This is a genomic window from Variovorax sp. OV700 (assembly GCF_900099805.1).
Classification (GTDB): domain Bacteria; phylum Pseudomonadota; class Gammaproteobacteria; order Burkholderiales; family Burkholderiaceae_C; genus Variovorax.
This window is the reverse complement of record NZ_FNDR01000002.1, coordinates 111,358-131,097: the sequence shown is the minus strand read 5'-3', so window position 1 is coordinate 131,097 and position 19,740 is coordinate 111,358. Positions and strand designations below refer to the sequence as shown.

Sequence of the window (19,740 nt, the reverse complement as noted above, 5' to 3'; positions counted from 1 at the left end):
GGCGCATAACCGCAGCGTGCTTTGTGCAGAACCCCCAAAGCAGCACCACGCCATGCGGCGCGCCGCCTAAGCTGGAGGCATCGAAAGCTTCCTTCGCTCTCGCTTCAAATCGACACCGCCATGACGCACCCCACCGCATTGCCGCACCACGCCGCGCTCGACGCCATCGACCGCGCCCACCTGATCCATCCCGTCTCGCCCTGGCGCACGCACGAGCAGCGCGGCCCCACCGTGCTGGCCTCGGCACGCGGTGCATGGCTGACGGATGCGAACGGGCATGAACTGCTCGACGCCTTCGCGGGCCTCTGGTGCGTGAACGTGGGCTACGGCCAGGAGAGCGTGGTGCAAGCCGCGGCCGAGCAGATGCGCCGCCTGCCGTACGCCACGGGCTACTTTCATTTCAGCAGCGAGCCGGCCATCCGCCTGGCGGAAAAACTGGTGCAGATCACGCCCGCATCGCTGACCCGCGTCTACATGACGCTGGGCGGCTCGGAGGCGATCGATGCCGCCGTGCGCTTCATCGTGCAGTACTACAACGCGATCGGCAAGCCGTCGAAGAAGCAGTTCATCGCGCTGGAGCGCGGCTACCACGGCTCCTCGTCGACCGGCGCGGGCCTCACGGCCTTGCCAGCTTTCCACCGCGGCTTCGACCTTCCGCTGCCCACGCAGCACTACATTCCGTCGCCCAACCCGTATCGGCAGGCGCAAGGCGCCGATCCGCAAGCATTGATTGCCGCATCGGTGGCCTCGCTGCGCGCCAAGGTGGCCGAACTCGGCGCCGACAACGTCGCCGCCTTCTTCTGCGAGCCGATCCAGGGCTCGGGCGGCGTCATCGTGCCGCCCAAGGGCTGGCTCAAGGCCATGCGCGATGCCGCGCGCGAGCTCGACATCCTCTTCGTCGTCGACGAGGTCATCACCGGTTTCGGCCGCACCGGACCCATGTTCGCTTGCGAGGCCGAAGGCGTTGAGCCCGACCTGATGACCATGGCCAAGGGCCTGACCTCGGGCTACGTGCCGATGGGCGCGACGATGATCTCGGAGAAGGTCTATGCCGGCATCGCCGACGGCGCACCCGCGGGCGTTCCGGTGGGCCACGGCGCCACCTACTCGGCGCACCCGGTGAGTGCCGCGGTGGCGCTCGAGGTGCTGCGCCTGTACGAAGAGGGCGGGGTGCTCGCCAATGGCCAGCGCGTCGCGGCCCACTTCGGGGCCGGGCTCGATGCGCTACGCGCGCATCCGCTGGTGGGCGATTCGCGCCACCGCGGCCTGCTGGGCGCACTGGAACTGGTGAGCGACAAGCAGAGCAAGCGTGGCTTCGATCCGGCGCTGGGCCTGTCAGACCGCATCTTTGCCGCGGGCTACCGCAATGGGCTGGTGTTCCGCGCCTTCGGCGACAACATTCTTGGCTTTGCACCGGCGCTCACTTTCACGGAAGATGAGTTCGCGCAGATGTTCGCGCGCCTGAAGAAAACGCTCGACGAAGTGCTGGACGCCGCCGACGTGCGGGCAGCACTGGCGGCCTGAGCGGGAAAGCACTGTTCCGGAGTTCCGCCGGCAAAGCAGAATCGGACCTTCTCCGTTACTCAGGACCGCCATGTCTGAAGCTTTCAAGATCGACCGACTCGACCTGCGTATCCTGGCGCAGCTGCAGCAGAACGGGCGCATGACCAACGTCGACCTCGCGGATGCGGTCGGCCTCTCCCCCAGCCCCTGTCTCATCCGCGTGAAGCGGCTCGAGCAGGCCGGCTACATTGCCGGCTATGGCGCGCACCTGCGGCTCGAGAAGCTCGGCGACACGCTCACCGTGTTCACCGAGGTCACGCTGCAGGACCATCACCGCGAAGACTTCGTGCGTTTCGAGACCGCGATCCGAGATGTGGACGAGGTGCTCGAATGCCACCTGGTGAGCGGCGGGTACGACTACCTTCTGCGCTTTTTGACACGGGGCGTGAACCACTACCAGGAAGTGATCGAGGGACTACTCGAAAGCAACATCGGCATCGCGAAGTACTTCAGCTACATCGTCATCAAGTCGCCGTTCATCAAGACGCATTGCCCGATCGAACGGCTGTTTCCGCACCCGCGCTGACCGGCGCTGTCGACGGGCCATGCCCGAGTCGCGCGCGACTCGGATTCAAGAAGGCAGAATGCGGCCGATCGCCTGCGTCGAGTTTTTCGCGGGCTCGTCCGTCGTGTCAGTCGAGGGTCTTCCTCTGCACTTCAGGAGAACACCACCATGGCTACCAACACCGTCCGTCTGCACCGGGTGCTGCGCGCCCCGCCGGAGCGGGTCTACCGTGCTTTCGTCGAACCCGGCGCTTTCGAGCGCTGGCTTCCGCCCTTCGGATTCACCGGCAAAGTCCACAGCATGGAGCCGGTGGTCGGAGGTGCCTGGCGCATGTCCTTCACCGCCTTTGGCAGCGGCCACACTCATTCGTTCGGCGGCGAGTACCTGGAACTCGTCCCCGGCCAGCGCATTGCATACGACGCAAGCTTCGACGACCCCAACCTGCCGGGCACCATGAAGACCACCGTGACGCTGACCGCGGTGTCCTGCGGCACCGACATGTCGGTGGTGCAGGAAGGCATTCCCGACGTGATTCCCGCGGAGATGTGTTATCTGGGCTGGCAGGAGTCGCTTGTGGCACTGGCCCAGTTGGTCGAGCCGAACATTCCAGGCTGAGTTAGCCGCAGGGGTCAATCCCAGCCGCTGGCCGGCCGGCGGCAATCTCCTGGCCGACCCGCACAAGCAGTCGTGCGCCCACGCACAAGTGCGGCGGCGGTGCAGCTCCTACGCTCACATGGTGCGGTGCAGCAGGCTGGCGTGGTGCCAGCCGACTCGCGCTGTTTCCACAGGAGCCTCGATGCAAAACCTTCCCCTCCCGGCCGGACGCTGCGTCCGGCTTCGCGCCTTCGTATGGGCCCGCATGCGCGGCGCGGCCATTGCGGCGATTGGCCTTTCGGCCTTCGCACTGGCCGCCGCGCCGGCCCAGGCCGAGGCAGTCAAAGCGCCCGTCGAGTGCGCCGCGTTGCAAGCCAAATACCCGCAATTCAAGGGCAAGACTCTGGTCAACGCGATCAACCCGCATACGCCCGGCTACGAAACGATCGATCCCAAGGACCCGAGCAAGTACATCGGCTTCGACATCGACCTGGGCGAGACCATCGGCGGCTGCCTGGGCTTCACGCTGACTTACAAGCCTGTGACGTTTGCGGCGCTGCTGACCACGCTGCAGGCCGGCCAGGCCGACATCGTCATCTCCGACATCTACGCTACCGAAGAGCGCGCCAAGGCGGCCGACTTCATCACCTATTCGAAGGTGTTCGACGGCGTGCTGGTGGCCAAGGGCAACCCGAAGAAGATCACCGGCATCAACGCCTCGCTCTGCGGCACCGTCGCGGCCGAGAACACGGGCTATGTCGAGGTGCCGCTGATCCAGGCGCTCGCGCCGCAGTGCAAGGCCGTGGGCAAGGCCGAGCCCGAGATCCAGCTCTACGACAACAACCAGAACTGCATCCAGGCCATCCTCGCCGGCCGCGCCGACACCTACATCAACGACGTCAACACGGTCGACAGTGCCGTCAAGGCCTACCCGGACAAGCTGGAGAAGGCGGCCGCGGTGACGATCCCCTATTCGGTCGGCATTGCGGTGCCCAAGGGCAAGACCGACTTCCGCGATGCGGTGATGGCCGCGCTGGTGATCTTGCAGAAGGCCGGCATCCATACCGAACTGCTCAAGAAGAACGGACTGCCGGTCGAGAACCTCGAGGCGCCGCGGCTGCTCGTGGCGAAGTGACATGAGGCCCCCACGCTCACTCCGTTCGCTGCCCCCCAAAGGGGCTGTGTGTACCTTAGGAACGGCCGGGCGGTACTGACATGGAGCTCTTCCTCCATTACCTCTCCATGCCCTACCTGATCCAGGGCATCGCCTTCACGCTTGCAGCCACCGGCATCGGATTGGCGGGCGGGGTGGTGGTGGGGCTGTTGCTGGCGGCAATGCAGCTCAGCCGCTTCAAGCCGCTGGCCACGTTCGCCCGCGGCTATGCGGTGATATTCCGCGGCACCCCCCTGGCCCTGCAGATGATCTTCGTCTACAACGCGCTGCCGCATGTCGGCATCGTGCTGCCCGGCCTGCTGGCCGCCGGCGTGGCGCTGGCATTCAACGAGGCCACGTTCATCGCCGAGATGTTCCGCTCGGGCGTGGTCGGCGTCGAGCGCGGCCAGGTGGTGGCCGGCCAGGCGTTGGGCATGACTCCGCGCGTGCTGATGCGCCGCATCATCGCGCCGCAGGCCTTGCGCTCGATGATTCCCGCAATGGGCAACGAAGCGGTGAGCACGCTCAAGAATTCATCGCTCGCCTCGGTGATCGCGGTGCAGGAGCTCACGCTGCGCAGCTCGCAGCTGGCCTCGTCGACCTTCGATTTCTTCTCGGTCTTCTTTGCCTCCGGCCTGATTTACCTGGTGCTGACCGGCGCAATCAGCCTGGTGCAGCTGGCGCTCGAAGCGCGCTTCGACCTGGACCGCCCGCAGGCGGTGCGCGGACTGGCGCGGTGGCTGCCGTGGCATCGTACCGCGTTGCCTGCCGCAAGCCCTTCGCCTTCGGAAAAAGCAGCAGCGGCCAAGGTGCCACCGACGGATTGCGAAGATGCGGCATCGGCCGTGCTGCCAGTCCCCATGACGCCCGCCATCGAACGTGCGGCACGCGCTGCGCGGCTGGCTGACGCGCCGGTGGCCTTGCGCATCAGCGGCGTGTCCAAGGCCTATGGGCCGCAGGCCGTGCTCAGGGATCTGAGCCTCACGGTGCATGCCGGCGAAGTGGTCGCGCTGCTGGGCCCGAGCGGCTCGGGCAAGAGCACGCTCCTGCGCTGCATCAACCACCTCGAAAGCTGGGACGCCGGGCAGGTGCATGTCGGCGGTCAGCGCCTGGGCTACCGCCCCGACGGCCAGCTCATGACCCCGAGCGACCTGGCCCGCGAGCGCGCGCGCCTGGGTGTGGGCATGCTGTTCCAGCAGTTCAACCTGTTCGCCCACCTGACGGCACGCGAGAACGTGGCCGGCCCGCTGCGCTGGGTGCACGGCTGGACGGCCGAGGACGCCGACCGGCGCGCACGTGAACTGCTGGCGCGGGTGGGCCTGGCCCACCGCGTCGAAGCGCTGCCGCGCCACCTGTCCGGCGGCCAGCAGCAGCGCGTGGCGATCGCCCGCGCACTGGCGCCGGGCCCCAGCGTGCTGCTGCTGGACGAGCCCACTTCGGCGCTCGATCCCGCACTCGTCAACGAGGTGCTGGAGGTGATCCGCCGGCTTGCCGTCGAGGAAGGATTGACGATGGTCATCTCCACCCACCAGCTGCGGTTTGCCGCCGAGGTGGCCGACCGCGTGGTGTTTCTTTCCGGCGGCCGCATCGTCGAGAGCGGCCCGGCGCTCGAGGTGCTGCAGCACCCGCGGCAACGCGAAACCGCCCGATTCCTCAGCGTGATGTCGGCCGACGTGCTGCCGGCTGCTTCGATGCCCACGCCCGCCTGAGCCCCGCTCCCTGAAGGACCCATGAAACACCACATCCTGCCCGTCTCCCCCCAAACCATCCACTGGGGCTATTTCAGCAAGGCGGTCGCGCCATCGCTGGTCGTTAAGTCCGGCGACCGAGTGACGATCGAGACCCTGACCCACCATGCCAACGACGACCACGAGCGCATGATCGCCGGCGACCCCGGCGCCGAGTCGGTGTTCGCGTGGACGCGCGAGCACAAGGCCGTGCCGCGCCGCGGCGCCGGTCCCGTGGAGGGGCCTTTCAAGCTCGGCGAGGGCGAGGGCGTCGGCGTGCACCTGCTGACCGGCCCGGTCGTCATCGAAGGCGCGGAGCCGGGCGACGTGCTGGAGGTGCGCATCCTCGACGTGCGTCCCCGGCCCAGCTGCAACCATTGCTATGCGGGCCGCTGCTTCGGCTCGAACGTGGCCGCGTCCTGGGGCTTCCATTTTCGCGACCTGATCGAGGAGCCCAAGCCGCGCGAAGTGGTGACGATCTTCGAACTCGACACCTCGGGCGAGCCCTTCGCACGTGCCGTCTACAACTACGTGTGGATGCCGCAGACCGACCCCGATGGCGTGGTGCACACCATGATCGACTATCCCGGCGTGCGCGTCGATCACACGCTGGTGCACAAGCGCGAAGACATCCTGCGCAACGTCAAGGTGCCGGCCCGGCTGCACTTCGGCACCATGGGCCTTGCGCCGTCCGAATCAGACTTCGTGAGCTCCATTCCGCCGAGCTACACCGGCGGCAACATCGATGACTGGCGCGTCGGCAAGGGCGCGCGCATGTACTACCCGGTGGCCGTGCCCGGCGCGTTCTTCTCGGTGGGCGATCCGCATGCCGCGCAGGGCGACAGCGAGCTTGGCGGCACCGCCATCGAGACTTCGCTGACTGGGGACTTCGAATTCATCCTGCACAAGCAGTCCGAACTGGGCGGCACCCTGCTCGAGGGCTTGGACCACCCGCTGCTGGAGACCGAAGAGCTGTGGTCGGTCTACGGCTTCACCTACCCCAACTACCTGGCTGCCCTCGGGCCGGACGCGCAGACGGTGATTGCCGGCAAGTCGTCGCTTGACCCGGCCATGCGCGACGCCTTCCGCAAGCTGCGCCGATTCCTGATGACGGTGCACCGCCTGAGCGAGGACGAGGCCATCGCGCTGCTGTCGGTGGCTGCCGACTTCGGCGTGACGCAGGTGGTGGACGCCAACTGGGGCATCCATGGTTCGATCCGCAAGAACGTTTTCACGAACCGCTGACTGCGGGGGGTGGTGTCGTGTCTCACTGGGAATTGAATTTTTCCACCGAGCTTGGAACTGCAGCTGCTGCTAGCGCCGCCACCAGGCCGTCGTCGACAGGGAGCGCCCTGGACCTCGGTCGACCGCCTGCCCACGTTGGAGATGAATCGGAATTCTCGCTACTGCATTCCGTCTTTCTTCATCTCATCCAGCGCCCAGCCCTTGTGCGAAGTGAAAAAGAACAGTCGCCACTTGCCGCCTTCGAGGCGCCAGCGGCTGAAGCTTGGATCACTCACGTCCTCACGCTTGTACTTGCCATCGGTCTTGGGCGGTATCAAGCCGACCTGGCGCAACACCACGCTAGCAGTCCCGTCGGGCATCATGCGGACGGCTTTCACCTCCCACCTGAGGTCGGTGTTCTTCACGTCGTACTCGAAGGCGGTCTTCACCGCCGCCTTGCCCTTCATGCGGCCGTAGTGGTCGAGCGATTGGGTGAACCAGACGTCCTCGGTCATCGAGGCCAGGCAGGCGTTCACGTCGTGCCGGTTCCAGGCTTTCTCGAACTGAACGATGGTGTCGCGCAGGGTGGCTTCAGTGCCGCTGCCCTGGGCTTTCTTCGGTTGAGCGCTGGCGTAGCGCCCGAACGGCGTCGTTACGGCGGCCAACCCGATCAGGAGAGCTTGTCGCTTGTTCATGGTCCGGCACCTCCTGACCGGAGCTTGGTCGCCGACTCGAGCGTTGTCAATACAGGTCGCCCGTTAGCGAACGCGCGTCAGGTTTGGTGGCGCTTTGGTCCACCCCAAGAGTCCACGACTTTAGAGCGCCTTGGAAGTTGTTGGGATCAGAGCTCTTCGCGAGAACCCGGCCTCGCGCCAGGCGACTTCCGCCGTCGGTTCGATGTCTCGTTGTAGCCGCGATACCCGTCGACGCGGATCGGACGTTGCATTCGGCATCGCCTACCGGCACTCGTCCCAGTACCAATCAGGATTCCCCTCCAGCGGCGTGGCGATCCGCTTGAGCGACGCGCGGCCTTGTGCGTCCTTCGCAACAACGAAGACGTGCCCGTCCTGAACCGGGAAACCATTGCGCAGAAACCTGAAGCCACTGCGCACCGAAGGAAAGTTGGCCGCGTCGAGTGCGTTGCGCAAGGCGTCGCGATCGGTGACGGCGCCTTTGGTCTCTTTCAGCGCGCTATCGATCAAGAGCGCCGCATCGAAACCTTGCGCAGCGTATTGCGATGGGATGCGCCCGTGCTTCTTTTCGAAGGCGGCAACGAAAGCCTTGCTCGTCGGGCTCGGCAGGTCGGGGCCCCAGACCGCGCCGGCCAGCACATTGAGCGCGGCATCCTTGAGCAGCGGCAGTGTCGTGCCATCGACCGTGCCGACCGTCAGCAGGGGCACCTTGTTCAAGAGGCCCGAGCGGTTCATCTGCTGGATGAAGTTGACGCCCATGTCGCCCGGCAAGAAGGCAACCACCGCATCGGGCGCGACGCGCTTGATTTGCGCCAGCGCTGCCGCGTAGTCGGTCTGGTCGGACTGGACGTAGATTTCGCTGACCACCTCGCCCGAGTAGTAGCGCTTGAAGCCTCGCAGCTGGTCCTTGCCCGACGGGCTGTCGGGCGCCAGAAACAGCGTCTTCCAGTAGCGCTGATCAACTGCGTACCGTCCCACGATCCCGGCCTGGTACTCGTCCTGATAGGAGGTGAAGAAGAATTTGCTGTTGCACCGCTTGCCGGCAATCGGCGCCGGGCCGGCATTCGAGCCGACGAACAGCATGCCCGATCTGGCCATCGGCTTGGCCATGGCCATCATCACGTCGGAGAAGGTCACGCCGGTGATGAAGCTGACCTTGTCTTTCTCGATCAGGTTCTGCGCCAGCTGCGCCCCGAGGTCGGGGTTGTGCTGATCGTCTTCCTTGATGACCGTCACCGGCACGCCGCCAAGCATTCCTTGCCGTTGCTCGATCGCCAGCATGAAGCCGTCGTACTGTTCCTGCCCCAGCGTTGCCGCCGGTCCGGACAGCGTGCCGACAAAGCCGATTTTTACCTGTGCGGAAGCAGCCAGCACCGCGGTGCCCAAAGCGAAGGTCACGAGGACAGAGCGAATGCGAGGGATCAAGATGTTCCTTGTGAATGAGTCGAAGCGCTGAATGACCGCCTCAGGGCCGAGTGCGGTTCTTGGCTTCCGCCATCTCATTGGCAGGGCGGGCTTGTGCGACGGCGTGGAGGTCGCAATTTAGCCGCTAAATTCCAAACTTGAGGAGACACCCCGAAGAATTCCAACTTAGGTGAAACAACGGTTCCGAGCGCAGTGATTGATCAGGGCGTAAATGGCCGACTCCAAAGTGACGCAGGCTCATTCCTTCTGATAGTCAACACCCGGCGGCCGTTGCCGGCCGGCAAACAGCGACTTGCGGATGACCGCGTGCACGCCCCAGTTGCCGTCGACGACTTGCGTCACGCCGAAGTCGACGGCGACTGACATCAGGGAAATCGCCTCGTCCTCGGTCAGTCCCATGGCGGTCATCAGGAAGCGCCGGGTCTTGCGGAAGGCGTCGCGCATGGCCGGGTCGAGCGAAGACTTTTCGTAGATCGCGCTGCGCGCCTTGTCGCCGAATTCCTTTAGATAGTCCGCGTGGCTGAAGCCGTGGATCACCCACTCGTCGGCTGTTTCGACCAAGGGGTAGTCGATGTCGGCATAGGGTTCATCGCGCAGTTGGTCCGCCTTGTGCAGGACAATCTGGAACACACCCGTCAGCGAGCATTCGATGGCCGTGCCGCACAGTTCGCTGTCGCCCTGCGAGGCGTGCGGATCGCCCACGGACAGCAGCCCGCCGTCGACTCCGACGCGCAGGTAGAGGGTGGCGCCCTTGGCAATGCGCCAGTTGTCCAGGTTGCCGCCAAAGCATGAGGGCGGCACCGAGTCGACGAGGCCGGTTTCGGCCGGCGCGACTGCGATCACGCCGAAGTGCGGACGCACCGGAATGGTCACGCCCTGGAGCACGCCATGGTTCTCGACGATCGATGTGCGGTCGACCGGAATGCCGGGATAGTCGATGGTCGGGTGCAACACGCCATTCGGATCGAGCTGCGGGGTCCAGCGAAAGTTGTAGACGGCATGAGCGCAGGCATCGCCCTGGCTGCAGTCGACCTCGTAGATCGTCACCACCTCGCGATGCCTGGGCTCCTCGATCAGGTCGTCGTAGTGGAAGCCCCACCACGCGGCGGCATTGCTGCCGAAGGCCCGGCCCTCGTACTTGGCATCGGCCGCCAGGCGCGGCGCGAGATCGAGGATGCGCACCTCCAGCACGTCGCCGGGCTGCGCTTCCTTCACGTAGATGGGCCCGGTGCAGATGTGCACCCCAAAGCCTTCGCCGCTGCCACGGCCGTAGATCGACGCATCGGTGGGGCCCGCGCCGCGGCGGTCCACAGCCTTGTGCTCGCGCGTCCACTGGAAGACGCTCTCGGCGCCGGAGTCGCCCTTGATCATGCGCTCGTGGTCGTCGTAGGCGTGCTGCGTCAGCGTCTCGATCGTCACGATGTCGCCAGAGGCAATGGTGAGCACGGGCGGGATCGAGCGGCCGAAGTAGCCCCAGTGGATGGTCTGCGCGGTGGCCGGCAGGTGGTGATGATGGCCGGCGACGGCGCTGCTGCCATGCTGAACTGCCGATGCCGCCTGCATGGCGGCCGCGGCGCCGTCATCGGCCACGGTCCGAGCGTCGATGCGGGCGGTGGAAGCCACCGGGTCCTCGGCCGGCGTCTCGAAGTAGCCCGACGGCCAGCCGCGCCGAATGCGCTTGCGCAGCGACTGCTGGCTGACCTCATTGGCCTGCTGACGGTATTGCCGCGGCGACATGCTGTAGCGGTCGCGAAAGCAATGGCTGAAGTGCGCCGGATCGTTGAAGCCCCAGCGAAAGCAGATGTCCGAGATGGACAGGTGCCCGTACTGGCGGTTGGCGAGGTCGGCGCGGCAGCGCTCCAAGCGGCACTGGCGCACGTAGGCGGTGAAGGTCTGGCCGAGGCCCTCGAAGACCTTCTGCACCAGCCGCTCCGACAGGCGCTCGTGCGCCGCCACGGCCGCCAGGGACAACGATGCATCGCTCAGGTTGGCATCGACGTACTGGCACAGCCGGTGCACCGTGGCAGCCCGCGTGCTGCTGATGGCGGGCGAGGCCGGGTCCTGGTGAGCGGCCAGGCTTGTGGCAATGAACTCCGACAGGGCGGATTCGACCGGCGCGACGTCGTCATCGCTCAGAGTGTCGAAGGCGTCGGCCAGTGCGGTCAGCGTGCCCGCGAACATGCGGCCCAGGCCCGCACGGCCCGACAGGTGGCCGAGTGCGATCCCCGGTCCGCCGGGCAGCCGCGCCTTCAGGCTGGCGCGCGGCATGGACACCATGAACTGCCGGAAGTTGGAGCGGAAATCCAGGCCCGCGCGGGCCTGGGCCGGTCCGAAGACAATGTCGCCGGGCGCCAGTTCGATGGTCCGCTGGCCATCGTGCAGCGCCGCATCACCGCTCAGGTGCAGCGCGAGCCAGACGGCATCGGCCGTGTCGCCCAGCCGCTGCAGGGTCTGCGGCGACGAGGTGATGCGCGCCATGCCGACCCCGCGCGCGGTGCGTCCCGCGGTCAGCGTGCCATAAAGGGGTGCGGCCGCGGGCGCCATCTCGGGCCTGAGACGATGCAGGTGCAGGGCATCGCGCCAGGCGTGGGGACGCTGGTGCACCGGATAGGAGTCGGTGGAGAACTGTTCGAACTGCACGGCGGCGCTTTCTGGTTGCTTGCGCAGGGCGCGCAAGACACGTGCCACTCGCCATGCCCCAGAGTTGGCATGCAACTGGCTTTGTCGCCGCGATGTCTCCCATCTTTCACATGATCACCGGTGCACCAGATCCGGTCGCCCCATTCAGCCACGCCGTCGAAGCCGACGGGTGGGTGTTCGTTACCGGGCAGATGCCGTTTACCGGCGTTTCGCTGGACGCGCCTTATCCCGAAGGAATCGAGGCGCAGACGCGCCAGGTGTTGAAGAACCTCCAGACGGTGCTGGCCGGTTGCGGCCTGGGCCTGGAGCACGCGCTGTCGGTGCGTGTGTACCTCACGCACTTCGATGAAGACTACGCGGCGATGAACGCGGTCTACGCCCAACATTTCGCGAGCGGGCGGCACCCGGCGCGGACCTGCATTGGCGTGACCGGCCTGGCGAAGGGCGCCCGCATCGAGATCGATCTGGTGGCTCGGCGCGGCAACTCGCAGGCCGCGGCCGACCCGCCCGGCTGAGCCAAGCTTTCAGCCTTTGCCCGGCAACCGGCTGATGATGAGTTCGGCCATCGGCGATGGTGTGCGGCCCCGCAGTGTGACGACACCCATTTCCGACGATTGGGATGGCAGGCCTGTGACTTCCAGCGGGTGAAGCTTGCCAGCCGCAACCTCCTCTGCCACCGCGGCATGCGGAGCGGCCAGCACCGAGTCGCAGGCGAGCGCCACCTCTTTCAGCACCTCCACGTCGTCGCACTCGAGCGCCAAGGAGAGCTCGGCATCCGGCGCAAGGCCCAGCAGCCGCGAGACCACGGTCCGTACGCCGGTGGGCAGCCGCACCGAAAGAACGCCGTGCGACCAGAGCTGCTGCAGCGTGACGGACTTGCGCGTTGACAGGGCGTGGCCCGCACGCACGTAGAAGCCCCCGGGTTCGCGGCGCAGGGCACGGACATACAGATTGGGGTCCGGCGGCAAGTCCCTGGTGTCGGCGACGAAGAACTCGATGTCTTCCTCGAGCAGGCGCTTCAGCAGCAGCTGCCAATTGCTGATCTCGACGCGCAGGTTGATACCCGGGAACTCGCGCCGCATGCCAGCCATCAGCTGCGACAGAAAGGTTGCCGCTGGAAACGGGCCAACGCCGAACGCCGTGTCACCCAGGCTGCGGCTGCGGTAGAGCTCGACGTCGCGTTCAAGGCAGCGGCTGTTGAAGACGAGCTGCCGGGCGCGAGCGATGACGAACTCACCGGCGGGCGTGGCGACCACTTCATTCGTTCCGCGGTCGAACAACTGCAACCCCAGCTCGGCTTCGGCCGCCTGGATGCTGCGGGTCAGGGCCGGTTGGCTCAAATGCACCTGTTCTGCGGCGCGAATGAAGCTTCGGCGGTCGGCGAGGGCGACGACATGAGTCCAGCGCTTGAGATCCATGGGGCGAGTCCTTCGGACGCAATTGCATGCAATGCATTGATTCTGGCTTCAATATGCATTGGACTCAATCGCTGTTCGCCAGAAAAATCGGGCCACACGCAGCAGCGGTGCCCAGACATGGAGCCCGACCGCTGCAATCACAACCAAGGAGACAACCTGGTGAACCTCGTCCAGAACATCGTGCTGGTCACGATCATTCTCGTTTTTGCGGCGCTGGAGATTCGCTCCCGCAAGCACGAACATTTCCACGCCACCGCGGACGACACCAAGCTGGAACTGTTCATGTTCCTTACACTGCTGGCGGTGTCGCAACCTTTCATCTTTCTGGTCACCGACAAGCTGAGTGCGCTGGCGATGCCGGAGCAGCGCAACGCATGGGCCCATCTGCCATGGTGGGCCATGGGCGCGATCCTGCTGGTGGCCGACGACATGACGCAGTATTGGTGGCACCGGGCGTCGCACTCGCCGCTGCTGTGGCCCTTGCATCGTGCGCATCACACGGCGCACTACATGAGCATCCGCATCACCTATCGCAACAACTTCTTCTACTACCTGATGATGCCGGGGCTGTGGGCTTCGGGCGTGCTGATCTACCTCGGGTTCGGCAATGCCTATCTTGTCTACATCGTGATCAAGCTCACGGTGATCCTGGGTGCGCACAGCGCTGTGCCGTGGGACGCGCCGCTGTACCGCGTGAAGTGGCTGCATCCTCTGGCCTGGGTGTTGGAGCGCACGGTGTCGACGCCCGCCACCCATTGGGCGCACCATGCGCTCACCAATGAAGACGGCATCGGGCACTACAAGGGAAACTTCGGCAATCTCCTGTTCGTCTGGGACCTGCTCTTCGGCTCGGCCAAGATCACCCGCCGCTATCCGCCCAAGGTCGGCCTGCAAGACGATCTGCTCTTCGGCAAGGAGCGCTGGTTCGTGGAGATGTTCTATCCCTTGATCCATTCGCGGCGCGCGCACTCGGCCATGGTGCCGGGCGGTCGCGCCTACGAGGAGGCACAGGTCGACCGCCACGCCGCGCAGCAACCAGCCGCCTCACAGGCACGCGGCACGGGGCCGCGACCATGAACGCCGTTCTGGCATCCGCCATTCCGCACGCCGGCGATGCCGCCGAAATACAGCGCATGCAGCTTTTGTTCGACAAACAGCGAATGGCCTGCGAGGCCATGCCATACCCCGAGCTCGCTGCGCGCAGGGCCAAGCTGCGAGGGCTGATCGATATGCTGCGCCGCCACCAGAACGAGATCGTTGCCGCGGTCAACGCGGACTTCGGCGTACGCGCCGGTGCCGAAACCAAGCTGGTGGAGGTGATGGGCCCGATTCTGGAAGCCCGGCATGCCTTGTCGCACATGCGAAAGTGGATGAAGCCGCGCCGCCGCAGCACCGAACTGCTGTTTCTCACCAACAGTGCCTGGGTCGAATACCAGCCCAAGGGTGTTGTGGGCATCATCGGCACCTGGAACTTCCCGCTGTACCTGACCCTCGGCCCCCTGATCGCGGCCTTGGCAGCCGGCAACCGGGCGATGATCAAGACCTCGGAGTTCTCGCCCCGCAGCACCGCGCTGTTGCGAACCATGCTCGGTGAATGCTTCGACGAAGACGAGGTGGCCGTCGTGGGCGGCGCGGTCGACGCCGCACAGGCCTTCAACGCGCTGCCGTTCAACCACCTGATCTTCACGGGCTCGCCGAGAGTCGGCCGCGAGGTCATGCGTGCGGCGGCTGACAATCTGACGCCGGTGACGCTCGAGCTCGGCGGAAAGTCGCCGGCCATCGTCGGCCCCAATGCCGACTTGCGAGAAGCGGCGTTGCGCATTGCCCATGGCAAAGCCTTCAACGCCGGACAGATCTGCGTCGCGCCCGACTACGCGCTGGTGCCGCGCGGCAAGGCCGCCGAGTTTGCCGCCGCGGTGCGCGATGCGTTCGGCAAGCTGTACCCGAGCATTCGTGGCAACCCCGAATACACCAGCATCGTCACCGAGCGCCACGCGGCGCGGCTGCGCCAGCTGCTCGACGATGCAAAGGCCAAGGGCGCAACCCTGCTGCCCTGTGGCGACGTGGTGGGCGCCGGGCGCCAGATGGCGCTGACCGTCGTCACCGGCGTCGACGAGCGCATGCAGTTGATGCGGGAAGAAATCTTCGGCCCCATCCTACCGGTGATCGAATACGACCGCCTGGACGATGCGTTGGCGCTCGTACGGCGGGGCGAGCGGCCGTTGTCGCTCTACGCCTTTGGCCTCAGCCGCAGTGAACAGCAGCGCGTTCTGCGGGAGACCCACGCCGGCGGAGTGACGCTCAATGACTGGGGCTGGCATGTCTTCCAGCACGATCTGCCTTTTGGCGGAACCGGCAATTCAGGCATGGGCACCTATCACGGGGAAGAGGGCTTTCGTGAGCTGTCGCACGCGAAGTCGGTGTTCAAGCGGCGGCGATGGTTTCCGGTCGGCCTGTTCTATCCGCCATATGGCAACTGGGTCCAACGGCTTTCGATGCGGTTTTATCTTGGCAAGGGCGACTGAACGGCGAGTCTTTCGGAACGCGTGCAAACGAGATGCGAAGCTACATCGCCATCACGACAAACACCTTCCGCACGGTCTCTTGCACATGCCATTCCCCGGTGGTGTTCGCCGGAAAGAACAGCGTGTCGCCCGCGCGAATTTTCAATGGCTCCTCGCCCGTCGGCGTGAAGGTGCCGACGCCCGCGAGGATGTGCATGACCTCGGCATTGGGAAGCTGGCGCTCGAAGCGGCCTGGCTCGCATTCCCAGACGCCGCTGTCGTTGCCGCCCGCACCCGCGAGCTCGACGTCGATGCCGCGCAGGCGGCAGGGCGGCTGGGTGAGCGGGCGCGCGGGCGTGCCCTGGTCTTGCAGGCCGCCGATGGTGGCGGACTGATGCAGAACGGTGATGCCGGTCATGGTCAGCGCCCCGCCTCGACGGCGTCGGCCAGCTCGGCCAGCGTGTGGAAGTGGTAGTCGGGTTCGGTGCGCTTCGACTCGATGGTGCCGCCCGATCCTTTCTGCGCATGGCGACGCTCGATCCAGCAGGTGGCGATGCCCAGCTGTTTGGAGATGCCGATGTCGTGGTACTGGCTTTGCGCCACATGCAGGTTGTCGGCCTGCTTGTAGCCCCATGCGCCTTCGAAGCGGCCGCGCGCATAGGCGAAGTAGCGCGCATCGGGTTTCTCGCACAGCGCGTCGTCGCAGCTCAGCAGCATGTCGAAGGGAGAGCCGAGCGTCTTGTTGAAGTGCGCCAGCGCCCAATGCTGCGCGTTGGTCATCGTCACCAGCTTGAAGCGCTTCTTCAGCCGCTTCAATGCTTCGACCGAATCCGGAAACGCCGGCCACTGCGCGACGGAATCGCGCAGGCCTTGTGCTAGCGCATCGCTGTCGGGCAGGCCCAGCACGGGTGCGATGGCGTGCCAGCAGCGCTCCAGGTCGTCGGGGTACCAGCCCGCTTTTCCGTCGGCGCGGGCGACCCGGTAGGCGGCCAGAAACTCATCGTCGCTCACGGCGGAATCGGGCACCGCAGAGCGCAGGTAGGCGAGCATGCCGCCTTCGAAGTCGATCAGCGTGCCGACCACGTCGAATGTGAGGACCTTGAAATCTTGCAGGGACATACGAGAAAAGCTCCAGTGGGAAGGGGAGGAAGGCGCCGCCGCGGCGACAGGCGAAAGGTGTCGTGCGTCACAAGCATAGGAGCCACCGTGTTTCCGTTCACATCGAATTGGGCTCCCGATCCAGCACAGGATTTCGCAGTCGCGCCGATGTCAGCATCTTCTTCGGCGCGACGCCTTTGCGGCGCGGCACTGCCTGGAGCACGGATGGGCCGTGCACTGTCCCTTTTCGTGACAGGCGCTCACCGCAGCACACACCTCTGTTGCAGTCTGGCGCAGAAAACCGACCCGTTTCTTGCGCGAGATCGGGCCAATTGCGTTCAAGCCCGGGTGGCACGGCGCGTGCAATGCAGCACACCAGCGGCTGCGCGGCATCTGGTTTGCGCGGTCGCCTTCCACCCCTACCCAACGGAGACGAAAAGACCATGCAATACGCCAGCCCCAACACCCCCGGCGCGAAGATCGAGTTCAAGCCGGCTTATGACAACTTCATCAACGGCAAGTTCGTGCCGCCGGTGAAGGGCCAGTACTTCGACGTGATCACGCCGATCACCGGCAAGCCCTTCACGCGTGCGGCCCGCTCGGGCCCTGAAGACATCGAGCTGGCCCTCGACGCGGCCCACGCGGCCAAGGGCCAATGGGGCCGCACCTCGGCGGCCGAGCGCGCCGGTGTGCTGCTGAAGATCGCCGACCGCCTGGAGCAGAACCTCGAGCTGCTGGCCTACGCGGAAACCGTGGACAACGGCAAGCCGATCCGCGAGACGCTCAATGCCGACATTCCGCTGACCATCGACCACTTCCGCTACTTCGCAGGCTGCCTGCGTGCGCAAGAGGGCGCCCTGAGCGAGATCGACGAGAACACCATCGCCTATCACTTCCATGAACCGCTGGGCGTGGTGGGGCTGATCATTCCGTGGAACTTCCCGATCCTGATGGCCGCATGGAAGCTCGCGCCCGCCATTGCCGCAGGCAACTGCGTGGTGCTCAAGCCGGCCGAATCGACACCGGTGAGCATCATGGTGATGGCCGAGCTGCTGGCCGACCTGCTGCCGCCCGGCGTGCTCAACATCGTCAACGGCTACGGCCGCGAAGCCGGCATGGCGCTGGCGGGCAACAAGCGCATCGCAAAGATTGCATTCACGGGCTCCACGGCCACGGGCCGGGTCATCGCGCAAGCCGCGGCCGGCAACCTGATTCCCGCCACACTGGAGCTGGGCGGCAAGAGCCCCAACATCTTCTTCGAGGACATCGCCGATGCCGACGACGACTTCTTCGACAAGGCCATCGAAGGCCTGGTGCTGTTCGCCTTCAACCAGGGCGAGGTCTGCACCTGCCCGTCGCGCGCGTTGATCCAGGAGTCGATCTACGACAAGTTCATGGCGCGCGCACTGGAGCGCATCAAGGCCATCAAGCAGGGCCACCCGCTGGACACCGACACCATGATGGGCGCCCAGGCGTCCGCCATGCAGATGGACAAGATCATGAGCTACCTTGCGCTCGGCAAGGAAGAGGGCGCGCAGTGCCTGACCGGCGGCGGCCGCGCGCAGCTCGGCGGCGAGCTGGCGGGTGGCTACTACATCCAGCCCACGCTGTTCAAGGGCCACAACAAGATGCGCATCTTCCAGGAAGAGATCTTCGGCCCGGTGCTTGCCATTGCCACCTTCAAGACCGAAGCCGAGGCGCTGGAGATTGCCAACGACACGCCCTACGGCCTGGGCGCCGGCGTGTGGACCCGCGACGGCAGCACGGCCTATCGCATGGGCCGCGCAATCCAGGCCGGCCGCGTGTGGACCAACTGCTACCACGCCTATCCGGCGCATGCCACGTTCGGGGGCTACAAGGAGTCGGGCATTGGCCGCGAAACGCACAAGATGATGCTCGACCACTACCAGCAGACCAAGAACCTGCTGGTGAGCTATTCGCCCAAGAAGCTCGGGTTCTTCTGAGCGCGCCGCGGCCGCGCGCGCAAATTTGCCGCGCGGCCTGCTGCAGAAAAGGCGCCGCTACTTGCCTGTTGCCGTGTGCGGCTTGCGCAACGAACTTGGCGCGTTCACGCCGGCATCCTCGTCGACGCCGACCGCGAGCCGGTCCACCAGTTCACCGCCGAGCCAGGCGGTGACCAGCGCGATGGCGGCGCCCGCAAAGGCCCAGACCATCTGGCTTGGCACCGGGGCATAGTCCCGGTCCCGCAGGAAAAAGCTCACGGCGAAGAGAAGCAGCACCACCACGTTGCCGGCGCCGTGCATGGCGCCGATGCGCTTGGCGCGCGTTCCCGCCGGAATGCCCAGCCAGTCGATGGTGCCGAAAGGCGCGGCGAGAAGACCGCCCACCAACCCGGCCGCGATCATCCAATAGGAGACGGCCGCCATGACCTGGGTCCTGCCTGCCAGATAGATGAGGTCGAAGACCACCGCCGTGGCCAGCAGCCCCAGCGGAAAGACCACCAGCATCTGGTGCACCGAGTGGCCGAGGAAACGAACTCTTGCATGTATGGGATTACCTCCGTTGCCTGACTGAGCCCTCATCTGAGCCACTACCCCCGACATCCCGCGCGGGCCGGGGCCGCCAGTCGGGGTCGGTACTTTCCTACTAACGATGGCGCCGGCCGCCGACTGGATAGACCCACAGCGTAGACGGATGCACCGCTCTATCTACAATCGGGCCCATGCACCGGGTTCGCCTTTTCGTCCTTTGGATCATGCTGTTTGCCGTGCCTTTTCAGGCCTACGCGGCGGCAGCCATGGTCTTTTGCGGACCGGGCCATGAGGGTGCGGTGGCCGCGGCGCCGGCCGGGCCGGCGGTGCACGGCGATGGGCATGCGGACCATCGTCACCACCACGAAGCTGCCGCGCAAGATGCCACGCAGCCCGCGCACGACAGCGCCGACACCACCGCCCATGCAGCGCCCGATGCCATGCACAAGTGCAGCACCTGCGGCACCTGCGGCGCCTGCCATGCCACCGCCTTGACCAGCACGCTGGAACTCGCGGTGTTCCAGGACCTTCCCCGCGCCGACCTGACCGAGCCCGCCAGCACGGTGGCCACGGTCCCGCCGCGCCTTCTCGACAAACCTCCTCGCGCCTGAAGCGTTCGTGCGCCCGCGTGCGGCCCGGTATCGGGCTGCAGCGAGCGCGCATGCATCGCCTGCGTCATGCCCTCATGGGCAGTTTTGACGCACT

At 65.8% G+C, this 19,740-nt stretch carries 18 protein-coding genes; 11 read left to right on the top strand and 7 right to left on the bottom strand.

All coding sequences use genetic code 11. From position 1 onward, the window contains the following. Nucleotides 1-120: 120 nt before the first annotated feature. The 6 genes from BLR24_RS04190 to BLR24_RS04165 all read left to right on the top strand — a co-directional run bounded on the left by BLR24_RS04190 (nucleotide 121) and on the right by BLR24_RS04165 (nucleotide 6,787). Nucleotides 121-1,524, top strand: coding sequence for an aspartate aminotransferase family protein (locus BLR24_RS04190; RefSeq protein ID WP_093013173.1), 1,404 nt, complete (start codon nucleotides 121-123; stop codon nucleotides 1,522-1,524). Nucleotides 1,525-1,594: 70 nt separating this feature from the next. Then, nucleotides 1,595-2,089, top strand: coding sequence for an Lrp/AsnC family transcriptional regulator (locus BLR24_RS04185; protein ID WP_093013170.1), 495 nt, complete (start codon nucleotides 1,595-1,597; stop codon nucleotides 2,087-2,089). A gap of 147 nt (nucleotides 2,090-2,236) precedes the next feature. Then, complete coding sequence (locus tag BLR24_RS04180) at nucleotides 2,237-2,683, top strand: SRPBCC family protein (protein WP_093013167.1); 447 nt, start codon at nucleotides 2,237-2,239, stop codon at nucleotides 2,681-2,683. 181 nt (nucleotides 2,684-2,864) lie between these two features. Next, nucleotides 2,865-3,797 (top strand): ABC transporter substrate-binding protein, encoded by a 933-nt coding sequence (locus BLR24_RS04175; RefSeq protein WP_254787160.1) that lies wholly within the window; start codon nucleotides 2,865-2,867, stop codon nucleotides 3,795-3,797. An 80-nt stretch (nucleotides 3,798-3,877) separates the two neighbouring features. Beyond that, nucleotides 3,878-5,524 (top strand): amino acid ABC transporter permease/ATP-binding protein, encoded by a 1,647-nt coding sequence (locus tag BLR24_RS04170; RefSeq protein WP_093013161.1) that lies wholly within the window; start codon nucleotides 3,878-3,880, stop codon nucleotides 5,522-5,524. A gap of 21 nt (nucleotides 5,525-5,545) precedes the next feature. Beyond that, nucleotides 5,546-6,787: an acetamidase/formamidase family protein gene (locus tag BLR24_RS04165; protein ID WP_093013158.1), complete on the top strand. Its 1,242-nt coding sequence runs from the start codon at nucleotides 5,546-5,548 to the stop codon at nucleotides 6,785-6,787. Between the two features lie 158 nt (nucleotides 6,788-6,945). Here BLR24_RS04165 and BLR24_RS04160 read toward each other — a convergent pair whose 3' ends face one another. From BLR24_RS04160 to BLR24_RS04150, 3 genes are all read right to left on the bottom strand, one after another. Then, the gene (locus BLR24_RS04160) at nucleotides 6,946-7,461 is read right to left on the bottom strand and encodes a nuclear transport factor 2 family protein (RefSeq protein ID WP_093013155.1); all 516 of its coding nucleotides are present in this window, start codon (nucleotides 7,459-7,461) and stop codon (nucleotides 6,946-6,948) included. 261 nt (nucleotides 7,462-7,722) lie between these two features. Beyond that, entirely contained in the window at nucleotides 7,723-8,856 is a 1,134-nt protein-coding gene (locus BLR24_RS04155; protein ID WP_254787159.1) for an ABC transporter substrate-binding protein, read from the bottom strand. 264 nt (nucleotides 8,857-9,120) lie between these two features. Continuing rightward, entirely contained in the window at nucleotides 9,121-11,571 is a 2,451-nt protein-coding gene (locus tag BLR24_RS04150; RefSeq protein WP_254787158.1) for an acetamidase/formamidase family protein, read from the bottom strand. A gap of 44 nt (nucleotides 11,572-11,615) precedes the next feature. Between BLR24_RS04150 and BLR24_RS04145 the strand changes: the two genes are divergently transcribed. After that, nucleotides 11,616-12,038, top strand: a complete 423-nt coding sequence (locus BLR24_RS04145) for a RidA family protein (protein ID WP_217636283.1) — start codon at nucleotides 11,616-11,618, stop codon at nucleotides 12,036-12,038. 9 nt (nucleotides 12,039-12,047) lie between these two features. Here the strand turns inward: BLR24_RS04145 and BLR24_RS04140 are convergent, their stop codons facing one another. After that, the gene (locus BLR24_RS04140) at nucleotides 12,048-12,941 is read right to left on the bottom strand and encodes a LysR family transcriptional regulator (RefSeq protein ID WP_093013146.1); all 894 of its coding nucleotides are present in this window, start codon (nucleotides 12,939-12,941) and stop codon (nucleotides 12,048-12,050) included. Between the two features lie 156 nt (nucleotides 12,942-13,097). Between BLR24_RS04140 and BLR24_RS04135 the strand changes: the two genes are divergently transcribed. Both BLR24_RS04135 and BLR24_RS04130 read left to right on the top strand, forming a co-directional pair. After that, nucleotides 13,098-14,018 carry a sterol desaturase family protein gene (locus BLR24_RS04135; RefSeq protein ID WP_093014658.1) on the top strand — a complete coding sequence of 307 codons (921 nt, stop codon included), beginning with the start codon at nucleotides 13,098-13,100 and terminating at the stop codon, nucleotides 14,016-14,018. Next, nucleotides 14,015-15,466: a coniferyl aldehyde dehydrogenase gene (locus BLR24_RS04130; RefSeq protein ID WP_175543177.1), complete on the top strand. Its 1,452-nt coding sequence runs from the start codon at nucleotides 14,015-14,017 to the stop codon at nucleotides 15,464-15,466. Before BLR24_RS04135 ends, BLR24_RS04130 begins: the two co-directional genes overlap by 4 nt. Before the next feature lie 40 nt (nucleotides 15,467-15,506). Here the strand turns inward: BLR24_RS04130 and BLR24_RS04125 are convergent, their stop codons facing one another. Beyond that, nucleotides 15,507-15,863: a cupin domain-containing protein gene (locus BLR24_RS04125; RefSeq protein ID WP_093013143.1), complete on the bottom strand. Its 357-nt coding sequence runs from the start codon at nucleotides 15,861-15,863 to the stop codon at nucleotides 15,507-15,509. A 2-nt stretch (nucleotides 15,864-15,865) separates the two neighbouring features. Beyond that, on the bottom strand, nucleotides 15,866-16,564 hold the full coding sequence (locus BLR24_RS04120) for an HAD-IA family hydrolase (RefSeq protein ID WP_093013140.1): 699 nt from the start codon (nucleotides 16,562-16,564) through the stop codon (nucleotides 15,866-15,868). 422 nt (nucleotides 16,565-16,986) lie between these two features. Here BLR24_RS04120 and BLR24_RS04115 point away from each other — a divergent pair, with 422 nt between their 5' ends. Continuing rightward, the gene (locus BLR24_RS04115; RefSeq protein WP_093013137.1) at nucleotides 16,987-18,507 is read left to right on the top strand and encodes an acetaldehyde dehydrogenase ExaC; all 1,521 of its coding nucleotides are present in this window, start codon (nucleotides 16,987-16,989) and stop codon (nucleotides 18,505-18,507) included. A 57-nt stretch (nucleotides 18,508-18,564) separates the two neighbouring features. Here BLR24_RS04115 and BLR24_RS04110 read toward each other — a convergent pair whose 3' ends face one another. Beyond that, nucleotides 18,565-19,020 carry a DUF2231 domain-containing protein gene (locus BLR24_RS04110; protein ID WP_368086185.1) on the bottom strand — a complete coding sequence of 152 codons (456 nt, stop codon included), beginning with the start codon at nucleotides 19,018-19,020 and terminating at the stop codon, nucleotides 18,565-18,567. 239 nt (nucleotides 19,021-19,259) lie between these two features. Between BLR24_RS04110 and BLR24_RS04105 the strand changes: the two genes are divergently transcribed. Beyond that, nucleotides 19,260-19,646 carry a hypothetical protein gene (locus BLR24_RS04105; RefSeq protein ID WP_254787157.1) on the top strand — a complete coding sequence of 129 codons (387 nt, stop codon included), beginning with the start codon at nucleotides 19,260-19,262 and terminating at the stop codon, nucleotides 19,644-19,646. Nucleotides 19,647-19,740 lie beyond the last annotated feature (94 nt).